This is a genomic window from Methylophaga sp. UBA4204 (assembly GCF_002379485.1).
In the GTDB taxonomy this organism is placed as follows: Bacteria; Pseudomonadota; Gammaproteobacteria; order Nitrosococcales; family Methylophagaceae; genus Methylophaga.
The window spans coordinates 506-11,364 of the sequence record NZ_DFTU01000089.1 but is presented as its reverse complement, the minus strand read 5'-3'; the positions used below and the strand labels follow the sequence as shown (position 1 = coordinate 11,364).

9 protein-coding genes and 1 pseudogene are annotated in these 10,859 nt (G+C 45.5%); 6 read left to right on the top strand and 4 right to left on the bottom strand.

Annotation, left to right across the window (positions count from 1 at the left end):
• The 3 genes and pseudogenes from B3182_RS13265 to B3182_RS13255 all read left to right on the top strand — a co-directional run.
• Positions 1-236 (top strand): annotated as a pseudogene (locus tag B3182_RS13265) (efflux transporter periplasmic adaptor subunit); the annotation flags it as partial.
• Entirely contained in the window at positions 229-3,366 is a 3,138-nt protein-coding gene (locus B3182_RS13260; protein WP_292356806.1) for an efflux RND transporter permease subunit, read from the top strand. The pseudogene B3182_RS13265 and the gene B3182_RS13260, both read left to right, overlap by 8 nt.
• 10 nt (positions 3,367-3,376) lie before the next feature.
• Positions 3,377-4,597 carry a TolC family protein gene (locus tag B3182_RS13255; protein ID WP_292356804.1) on the top strand — a complete coding sequence of 407 codons (1,221 nt, stop codon included), beginning with the start codon at positions 3,377-3,379 and terminating at the stop codon, positions 4,595-4,597.
• Between the two features lie 15 nt (positions 4,598-4,612).
• On the opposite strand, the gene B3182_RS13250 is transcribed toward B3182_RS13255, so the two are convergent.
• Entirely contained in the window at positions 4,613-5,281 is a 669-nt protein-coding gene (locus B3182_RS13250; RefSeq protein ID WP_292356802.1) for a transglutaminase-like cysteine peptidase, read from the bottom strand.
• Between the two features lie 3 nt (positions 5,282-5,284).
• Entirely contained in the window at positions 5,285-7,186 is a 1,902-nt protein-coding gene (locus B3182_RS13245) for a bifunctional diguanylate cyclase/phosphodiesterase (protein ID WP_292356800.1), read from the bottom strand.
• A gap of 215 nt (positions 7,187-7,401) precedes the next feature.
• Between B3182_RS13245 and B3182_RS13240 the strand changes: the two genes are divergently transcribed.
• Complete coding sequence (locus B3182_RS13240; protein ID WP_292356798.1) at positions 7,402-8,316, top strand: AEC family transporter; 915 nt, start codon at positions 7,402-7,404, stop codon at positions 8,314-8,316.
• On the opposite strand, the gene B3182_RS13235 is transcribed toward B3182_RS13240, so the two are convergent.
• Both B3182_RS13235 and B3182_RS13230 read right to left on the bottom strand, forming a co-directional pair.
• Positions 8,301-9,047 (bottom strand): competence/damage-inducible protein A, encoded by a 747-nt coding sequence (locus B3182_RS13235; RefSeq protein ID WP_292356797.1) that lies wholly within the window; start codon positions 9,045-9,047, stop codon positions 8,301-8,303. The genes B3182_RS13240 and B3182_RS13235 overlap by 16 nt on opposite strands.
• 2 nt (positions 9,048-9,049) lie before the next feature.
• Positions 9,050-9,445 carry a group II truncated hemoglobin gene (locus tag B3182_RS13230; RefSeq protein WP_292356795.1) on the bottom strand — a complete coding sequence of 132 codons (396 nt, stop codon included), beginning with the start codon at positions 9,443-9,445 and terminating at the stop codon, positions 9,050-9,052.
• Positions 9,446-9,585: 140 nt separating this feature from the next.
• Here B3182_RS13230 and fae point away from each other — a divergent pair, with 140 nt between their 5' ends.
• A complete protein-coding gene (gene fae, locus B3182_RS13225; RefSeq protein WP_226074375.1) occupies positions 9,586-10,137 on the top strand; it encodes a formaldehyde-activating enzyme in 552 nt (183 codons plus the stop codon).
• 147 nt (positions 10,138-10,284) lie between these two features.
• Positions 10,285-10,785: a hypothetical protein gene (locus B3182_RS13220; protein ID WP_292356792.1), complete on the top strand. Its 501-nt coding sequence runs from the start codon at positions 10,285-10,287 to the stop codon at positions 10,783-10,785.
• Positions 10,786-10,859: the final 74 nt, after the last annotated feature.

The following is a 10,859-nucleotide window of genomic DNA, read 5'->3' as shown; positions in this document are numbered from 1 at the left end:
AGCAGGATACTGTAGCCATTCCTTACAGTGCTTTATATGGTTTGGATCGGGTTTATCGTGTTCGTAATAATCAGCTTGAAGCGGTGCAAGTCAGCAAAATCGGTGATTACTCCAATCAGGATGGCAAAAGCCGCTTGCTGATTCAAAGCGAAGCTTTGCAACAGGGTGATCAGATTATTACTACTCAATTACCAAATGCCATCAATGGGTTATCCGTAAGTATTAAAGATGAATAGTACGGTGAAACGCGACTTTATTGGTCTCTTTGCCCAACATCGGGTTGCTGCCAATCTGTTGATGATGGTGATGATCCTCGCCGGGGTTCTGTCGTTAAATCGTATTAATACTCAGTTTTTCCCGACCTTTGCTCTGGATATTATTACGGTAAGCATTGAATGGCGTGGTGCCAGTGCCGAGGACGTCGCCGAGTCGATTACCCGCCAGGTAGAGCAGGAGCTTCGCAGTGTGGATTATGTGAAAAAGATGACCTCAACCTCATCTTACGGTATGTCACGGGTCACCCTTGAGTTTATTGAAAAAAGCGATATGGGGCAGGCACTGGATCAGGTCAAGGATCGAATTGCTCAGATCCGCAATTTACCCACGGATAGTGAAGAACCTGAAGTCACTCTGGTCACCAATTATGAAAGTGTGGCGCGCATTCTGATCACCAGTGAAACTGGCGACCTGGCGTCCCTACGTTATCTTGCACATGATATTGAGCATGAACTGTTGGATCGCGGTATCTCGCGGATCAATATCAGTGGATTACCGCTTGAAGAAATAGCCATTCAGCTGGATAAAACCAAATTGGAAGCATTGGGACTGGATCTGGATGAGGTTGCTGATCGTATTGCCCAGCTGAGTCAGGATTTACCCGCTGGTGAAATTGGCAACGATGAAAGCACAAGGCAGATCCGCAGTCTGGATCAAGGTCGTGATGTGCAAGCATTTGCTGAATTTGCTTTGCAGTCCGATTTTGCCAATGGATTAGTGAAACTTGAAGATGTGGCTACTATTGAAAGGCGACCCTTACGTAAACAGATGAATCTGTTTTATCAGGGGCAGCCAGCCATCGAACTGGAATTGCAACGTACGGAAAATGCCGATTCACTGGAAAGTGCGCGGGTGCTTGAACAGTGGCTGGATGAAAAATCCGCAACACTGCCTGAGGGCGTTGAGCTCAAAGTCTATGACGCCAGCTGGCAACTGATTAAAGAACGGATCAATCTGCTGTTAAAAAACGGCCTGGGTGGATTATTACTGGTATTGGGCATTTTATTTCTGTTCCTGCATGGGCGCGTTGCTTTCTGGGTAGCGGTAGGTATTCCGGTATCGTTTATGGCAGCTTTGGCTGTGTTATATGCACTGGGAGGCAGTATTAATATGATCAGCCTGTTTGGTCTGATCATGTCGCTGGGGATTATTGTTGATGATGCCATCGTCGTGGGAGAAGATGCATTTGCCCATTATCAGAGTGGTGAACCATCACTGACAGCATCAGAAGGTGGTGCAAGACGTATGCTGGCACCGATTTTATCTTCTTCGCTGACCACTATTTCGTCGTTTATTCCATTAATGCTTATCAGTGGTGTGATTGGCAATATTCTGTTCGATATTCCTTTTGTGGTGATTTGCGTGATTATCGCCTCGTTAATTGAGTGTTTTCTGATTCTGCCGGGCCATCTGCGCCATAGCTTTCAAAATATTCATCATGCTAAGCCTTCGGCAATACGTGCACGCCTGGATAATGCTTTCAATTATCTGCGTGATGATCTTTTCCGTCCATTGGTCACCAATGCTGTAAAAAATCGCGGCTTAACGGTGAGTATTGCCATGGCGTTACTGATCATCAGTTTTGGTTTACTGGCAGGTGGTCGCATCAGTTTTAACTTTTTCCCATCACCTGAAGGCACCACGGTATTAGCCAATGCACGCTTTGTTGCCGGAACACCGCGCAGCGAAGCTGATAAATTTCTGCAACATCTCACGGCGACATTGCAGCAAACTGATCAGCAATGGGATCAGCCATTGGTTGATGTCGCCACCAGTAAGTTGGGCGCGGCGGGTACTGCCGGAGGCATGTCTGATGCTCAGGTGGATGACCGTTTTGCCTCAATGCAGGTTGAATTGACTTCGCCGGACCAACGCGATGTGCGTAATCAGACATTTATTAATGCCTGGCGCGAGAAAATCGTTATGCCTGCAGGTATTGAAACCTTCACCATATCGGAACGTCGAGGAGGCCCCCCTGGCAGTGATATTGATATTCGGCTCACCGGCGGCACCACCGATAACCTCAAGGCGGCTGCCAGGGAAGTTATTGATGCATTACAACGTTATCCCGGTGTGAGTGCAATTGAGGATGATTTACCCTATGGTCAGTCGCAGTTGATTTATCGCCTAAAGGAGCAGGGCGAGGTGTTGGGGTTAACGGTTGAGAACGTTGGCAGACAACTACGCTCGGCTTATGACGGACGTCTGGTACAGATTTTTCAGGATGGTGATGACGAGGTTGAAGTTCGGGTAATGTTTCCAGATAGCCAACGAAATACTCAGGCCTCACTGGACGATTTTATGATTCGCCTGCCAGATGGCGGTAGTGTGCCGCTGGATTCAGTGGTGCACTTTGATGCACGCCGAGGGTTTGATGTATTGCGCCATACCGATACCCGTCTGGCGGTACATGTCACGGCGACTGTAGACAGCCAGGTGACCAATAACAACACTATTCTGGCGGATTTACAGCAAGAATTTCTGCCTGATTTGATGGCGCGTTATGGTATTCAGGTGGTTTTTGAGGGCAGGGCAGAAGAACAGGCCGATACAATTGGGGATATGAAGCAGGGCACACTGCTGGCCTTTGCGTTAATCTATATTATTCTGGCCTGGGTATTCGCATCATATGGCTGGCCGCTAGTGGTTATGACAGCCATTCCATTTGGCTTGATTGGGGCGCTGGTCGGCCATTGGTTACTTAATATCGACCTGACAATTCTGTCGTTATTCGGCATCTTTGGGCTGTCGGGCATCGTGGTCAATAATGCGATTATTCTGGTGACCTTTTTCAAGAACTTACGTGAAAAAGGCCTGGAGACCCAAAATGCAATTATTGAAGCCTCGGTTTTACGGTTAAGGGCAGTATTATTAACCTCATTAACTACTATCGGCGGGCTCACACCATTACTATTTGAAACATCGCCTCAGGCGCAGTTTTTGATTCCAATGGCTGTATCGATTTCGTTTGGTTTGATGTTTGCCACGATTTTAGTGTTACTTGTCATTCCGGCATTATTGTCGTTCCACGAAAGCATTTCCGAAAATTTTGCCAAACTTCGTAATGCCAAGACACAAACCACCGAATAAGGGGTAGAACATGAAACTGCGTATGCTGTGTTTATTATTCGGACTGAGCTCAATTTTAGTCAGTTATTCCGTTAATGCTGAAGAAACGGATCCTATCACGCTGAAAACACTGACGGATTACGTTTACAGCCAGCACCCTGCCAGACAAGCTGAATCCAGCATGGATGCGCTGGCAAAAAGCCGTTCAGATCTTGCTGGAAAGTTATTTGCTGAGCCTTTAAGTTTATCGGTGAATCATTTCAATGATGTAATCGGTAGTGGTGAGGGTCTGCAGGAATGGGAATCTTCAGTAGAAATGCCGATTTGGCTACCCGGTGAAAAACGTCATCAGCAGAATCTGTCACGTCATTTGGCCGCAGAGCTGCCTTACTATCAACAACGAATTCGCCTTGATGCCTCGGCACAGGTAAGACGTCATGTTTGGCTAGTGATGCTTTCTGCAGCCAAAGTTCGCCATGCCGAAACATTACGGGACAATGCCCGGAACTTGCTTAACAATGTTGAAAATCGGGTAGAGGGGGGGGATTTAGCCAGTTCAGAAGCTTTGCTGGCAAAAAGTCATCATCTGGAAATGCAGTCCCAATTGGCTTCGGCAAAGATGGATTTGCAACAAAGCTTAAATCAATACCAATACCTGACCGGGCAGCAGGTCTTACCGGATGTGATTGAAGAAAATTTACCGTTGTCGACTGAAATAGATAAAGCCCATCCATTATTAGCTGAGCTGGAGCAACAAATTGCCCGACAACGCAGTGAAATCGCCAACGCCCGTTATGACAATGTTCAACATCCCAGTCTGTCTGTAGGCGTTAAACGTGAACGGGATGAACATGCCGATCCCTATAACAACAGCATAGGCGTGGGTGTTAGCTTTGCCCTGAACGATGAACAATATCAGCAACCGGCTATTGCACAAGCCAGCCGGCAGTTAGCCGATTTACAGATTGCCCAGCAGCAACAGAAACGTCAGCTTGAAGCTGACTTGCTTGCCGCGATGGATACGCTTAAAACGTTGCAACAGAGACAGATGCTATTGAAAGAACAATATGCAGTCAGTCAGCAATATGTTGATATGCAACAACGTAGTTTTGATATGGGTGGGGTGGATTTAACAAGCTTTTTACGTAGTCAGGAAATAGCCGACAAACATCGCCACCAACTTTTGCAACTGGAAATCGAAATTCAACAACAGATTGCACAGATTAATCAGATTGCTGGCCGGACACTGTAGCGACAAACGTTGTCTTCAATCCGCAACTGTTTCGGCTCGCATTCTGGCAGCTAAATCTTCCCACAATGATAAGCGCGAGGCATCACCCACCCGTTGTCCTTCGCCACGGGATTTGGCCAGCCATAACCCCGTGCCATTAAAACTGTAAACAGGTGTCAGATCCTGACGACGACTGGCCGGTTGTATCTCATTAATCAGGTTATCCAGCACCAGGGGAATGGCGCGTTTATTTTCAAAATAAGTTAAAACCATATGTGCCTGATTCAGATCAATGGCTTTAACATAAGTGATACGCAGTTTATCTTCATCAACGCCAAGCTGTTTCAGGGTGAAATATTTAGCAATGGAGTAGTCTTCGCAATCGCCAGCTCCCAGTGACAGCATTTCAATCGGCGTAGCCCAGTAATCTTCTTTATTCCATAAAAAAATATCATCGACAAACAGGACATTACTGTTAAAAAAATCGTTTACTACCGCGAGTTTTTCCCGCTCTGATAAATCCTGATTTTCCTGCATCAATATTTGCCAGGCTTCAACGCGTTGTCTGGCCTCACTATCGTATTCATTTTCAATGCGTTGCAATAACGCTTCTGAAATCAGTAATTCTGCCAGCAATGGAACAGAAAACGGCAGCCACCAAACCAGCAGTAAGGTCAATACAATAGGTTTTAGCCGAAGCAACATTGATTAACGACTGATCCCGAACAAGCCAGCCTGTTGTAACCAGAGAAAGTCTTGTTCGTCTTTTGCACTTTCTGCCAATACTCTTACTTCCAGTAAGCGGGCAATTTCCTGAATGATATCGAGCAAGTCCGGTTTATTGGTATTACTACGGATATCTGTGGTCAGATCGCGTGCCAGTCGAATGTAATCAATATGCAGATCTTTCAGCAGATTCACCGGAATCACATCGCTGCTATAACGTTTTAATAGACTGTGAGCTCCTAACTGTCTGACAAAGATGCTGAAATTGGTGAATGTATCCAGATCTTTGGCCGCAGCATAAGCGGTCACACTAAACGCTAACAGGGCAGGGGATAAGCCTGATTGAATGACTGCTTTGCCAAGCCATTGGCGGAAGTCTGCTGAAGCAATTGATGCCAGAGACAGGTTGATTGTCACAGGAGCCGGATTGGATTCTTCGCCCATCAAGTCCAACACCTTTTGCACAATGTGTTTATCCAGTGTTTCAACCAGATCAAAAGCTTCAGCCATTGAAAAGAAGGTACCAATAGGCAGTAAATCACCATTTGCATCACGAACTTCGGTAAAGGCTTCACGCATTACCAGATGGGGTTTTGCGGTGTCACTGTAATTGTAAGCCTGGTTGGTAAAGGTAATCATTGCCGAATCTGTATTAATTACCTGTTCAATAGTAGCTTTCCAGCTCATTTCAGACATTGAACTTAAGGTGTTTTCCTTGATGTAAAAGGCATTGGCTTCAATCAAACGTGCTTGCTCATAGGCCTCAATCAATGCTGGCATGAGTCGCTCAACTTCACTGCTACGTTCATAAGAAACAATCCCCATATGTAGTAAGTCGCTATGCTCATATTGTTGCCCCAGTTCGTTGGCCAGAACCTGAATCTGTTCGGCAATCCGGGTTATGTCTTGAATATTGCTATCGGTTGTCAAAACAGCAAATTCTGATCCGTACCAGCGATAACTGCGCAGATTGGCAAATGGTAGTTGTTGCAACTGGCTGGCAAAATCCTTCAGCAGTGCATCTACTGCATTTTTACCCTGATTTTTCACCACTGCACTCAAGTCATCGAATTTGATGTAGATAACATGGCCGAATTCGCCAATGGAGAGTGCCTGTTTTATATCGACTTTGAACGTTTGCTGATTTAATAAATTTGTAAGTGGATCACGATTCAAATTGTCATTGAGCTTATCAAGTCGCAAATTCAGGTGATGAATGGTTTTGCCAATTTTGGTTGACATACTGTTCATGGATTTGGCGACTGACCGTACTTCTCTGGTCCAGGGTAAATTTTCAATAACGGTAAATTTCCCAGCAGAAATATCGTTTGCCTGTTCTGTTATGGCTTTTAACGGACGTAAGGTCATTCTCAGTACCACCAACAACAGCAAAATCGCACCTAACAGAATGAACGATGAAAATTTGAGTGTGGATTTAAATTGTTCGTATAGCTTGAGGTAACCATAACCGGGATTACTGGTGACTTGCAGGGTGCCAGCAATATTCCAGCCGGTACTTATTTCACTGACAGCGGTGGCAGTTTCGATGGGAAAAAACCGGGGAAGCCAGCTGGGTACACCATGAACTTCATCGGGATTGGTCAGCCGAATTAATTCATTGCCATCCACATCCAATAAACGCATTTCCTTGTAATAACCGGTATCAAAAATGGCGTTCATCATGGTTCGCAAAATCGGATCAGTTTCATCAGCCATATGGGGACTGAGTGATAAACCGAGTGAGGTTGCCGTGTCCTGTACATGCACTTCCGATTCGCCCTGCAGATAACTACGGATATTGTCCATGCTCATGACAAAATTTACTGAGAACACAATCAGAAAAATCAGTGTTAGCAAGATAAGTAATTGTTTTGATAAAGACATAAGAAACAACCTCATTATTAAAGGTATCATCAGGCTGGAGTCAGCATGAGACAGCTGTTTTACAACATCATCCAGTAATCGGGCTAACATTACCTGTGCAACTGCCGTCAGGCAAGCTAAATCCAGTGTTATTGGGCAAAACAATACACTTTTGGCTTTTGTTTTCAGTGACCGGTTGATACGATCAACCGTCCTCTATTCAAGGTAGTCTTCCGATGTTTATGGTTTTGGCGCAAATGGCCGTGTTAATTGCCTGTGGTGCGCTTTGGCAGGCCTTGGCTCCCAGGCATATTCCGGCGCTGGCACATCGCCGGGCTCTGACCGATCTGGTTTTTTATATTCTGTTGCCAGCCATGGTGATTGATGTGATCTGGCAAGCGCCGCTTGATATCACTTCAATGAAGATATCGTTGTTGGCAATGAGTGGTCTGGCGACAGCAGCCTTGTCTATATGGCTGGTATTAAAAGTGATACCGGTCACCAATGCTCAAAAAGGTGCGTTGATCCTGGCGGCAACTTTTCCCAACGTCACCTATCTTGGCTTGCCAGTATTGGATCAAGTGCTTGGCAGCTGGTCAAATGCCATTATTTTGCAATACGATTTATTTGCTTGTACCCCCATACTGATGACGGTGGGCATGTTAATGGCGGGATATTATGGCAGCCACGATCAGTCCTCACATCCATTAAAAAGCCTGATAAAAATACCACCATTATGGGCAGTGACCATCGCAGTGCTATTAAATCTGCTCAATGTGGAACGTCCTGATTTTATTCACTCTGCGTTGCAAACGCTATCAGGTGGCGTGGTGCCATTAATGTTGATAGCACTGGGCATGAGCATTCGCTGGCAGAGTCTGCGATTGAACCTGTTACCACTATTATTACCGGTTGCAGCAATTACCTTATTTATGGCGCCAGCGGGTGTTTGGCTGGTGACTCAGGTTCTGAATTTGCCGACCGATATTATGACCACGGTGATTTTATCGGCTGCCATGCCGACGATGGTCTTTGGTATTGTGATCTGTGAACGCTACGGCTTGGATACATCGCTTTACGCGGCAGCGGTAACATTAACGACCGTGCTCTGCATGGCGAGTTTACCGCTGTGGTTTTACTGGATTAACTGATCGGACCAGACAAAACCCGCTTGATCCACCGCCTGTTTAATCAATTGCATGGCTTGTTCAACCTGATCCAAATCGCCGCGCAGACTGAATTCGATATGGGGGGGATCACCCAGATGAGGCAGACTGGATAATTTCAGAAGTGGATAATCGTTAACAATCTGATTCATTACCGGTAACAAATCCGACTCACGTCCACGTTGAACAAAAATAGTCTGCTCTGTTGCTGGGCGCTGGTTTTTTAAATGCGCATACAGGTTATCCAGAACCCATTCGACCATCGGCCAGGCCATCTCTGGAAAGCCCGGAGTGAAGTGATGGTTTGCATAAGAAAAACCTGGTATACGATTGATTGTATTGGGGATTATTCTCGAGCCTTCTGGAAGGTAGCCCATCAATATACGATTGGGGTAAGCATCCTCGCCAAACCGCGCTTCGATTTCAGCAGTTGCTTCGGGGTGAGGGATTAATGGCACATCGGCAATTTTCGCAACAGTCTGGCGCGTTCTGTCATCGGGTGTTGCGCCGATGCCACCGAAACTGAACACCAGATCGTCACTGCTCATGCTGTAACGCAAAGCTCGTTCAAGTTGTTGTGGATCATCCCCAACAATCAAGGTCCAGCTTAGTTCAAGACCGCGTTTGGCCAGCATGATTTGCAATTGATTGAAATGCTTGTCCTGACGTTTACCGCTGAGAATTTCATCGCCAATTATGACCGCGCCAATATGCATGTTTACTCCGTTTCCTGTCGATTACGCATAAAATCTGCGGTCTGGGCAAAAGAACTCATTAACTGTTCAGCAAATAATGGATCCAGATCCATGGTTTTCAGGGCTTGAGCCATGCAATACAACCATTGATCGCGCTCTTCAATACCGATTGAAAAGGGAAGATGTCTGGCTCTTAATCGTGGGTGTCCATATTTTTCTATATAGAGTGAGGGGCCGCCGAGCCATCCGCTCAAAAACATAAAGAGTTTATCTTCACTGATTTGAATGTTTTGCGGATGTAAGCCACGGATTACTTCGGTTTGCGGCGTCTCACACATAATTTTGTAGAAGGTATGACAAAGTTTGCGAACGGCAGGTTCACCGCCAATGCGTTCATAAGGTGTTGCAATATCGGCCATGCTGAATCCATGCTCAAATCAGTGCAGTTTACTCTGCATCTATGTACTCATAAAGGGTTATAAGGTTGCGACATCAGGTTCAGACACGGATAATGAACTGTTCTATCTAACCCTCTCACTAATTAAAGGAGCTATAGCTTATGAGTGAAAGAATTGTGATGCGAACAGGTGAAGCACTGATCGCTGATGGTCCACCATTAACTGCCGCGGAACCAGAAGTCGTTATCGGCGAACTGGATGGACCAGTAGGAACCGCATTTGCCAATTTAATGGGTGATCAGGTTAAAGGTCACTCGCGCGTATTAGCGCTGATGAATACCGATGTTCAGGTTCGTCCTGCAACAATTATGGTCAGTAAAGTGACTGTTAAAAATACCGCCTACACCAATATTCTGATGGGTACGGTTCAAGGTGCAATTGCCAATGGTGTTTTGGATGCTGTTCGTAACGGTACTATCCCTAAAGAAAAAGCCAATGATTTAGGCATCATCGTTTCTGTCTGGTTAAACCCTGGCATCACCACGGTTGAAAACCTGGATCATGAAGCGTTATTTGATGTACATCGTCGTGCTACAACGCGTGCTATCGAGAAAGCGATGAATCATGAACCAAGCATCGATTACCTGTTGGAAAATCAGGATAAGCTGGTTCATAAGTATTATCAGAAAGAACTGGATGCGAAAAAATCTTAATTGAATTTTTTGCAAAAATGACGGTCGTAGGTATGTAGGTTATTCACAGCCTCGACAAAATTTACGGTTTGTCTGCGAAAGCAGGCAGACCGTTTTTTTTTGCCATGTATAATGCTTGAATGTGAATAAAGGCGGTCAGAGAGACAAATGGATTTATATTCCATCGATACATTAATGCATGAAACGCGACAACTGGCCGCACGTTATCGTCAGGCAACTGGCAGCACTTTGCCAGTTACTGGGGAAATTGCCCGTTTTGATGCCGCAAAATCTTTGGATCTGCAGTTACTGGATAATTTAAATTCCAGTTATGACGCCGTAGGTAAAAGTGGCGCATTAGCCGATCAAAAATTGGTGATTAAAGGTCGCGCCATTTTTGATACCAGTAAATCCACCCCACGAATTGGTCAATTGAACCCCGCCCAGGAATGGGATGGGGTGTTACTGGTATTGTTTGATGATGAATATCAGCCGGTAGAAATATTTTATGCTTCCAAGCAGGTTATTCAGGAAGCACTGAATGATCGTGAGAGTAATCGTAAAAAACGCGGCGCCATGTCTATCGCCCAATTCAAAATTATCGGTGAACGGATCTGGACGGCTGAAAATGGTGCAGAACCTGAAATTTGGGATAATCAGGCTACGTGATTTACCTAGGCTGGTTAATGGAGTCGTACGGACGTTGTTATGCAGGATGATTTACAACAGATTTTTGCTGATGG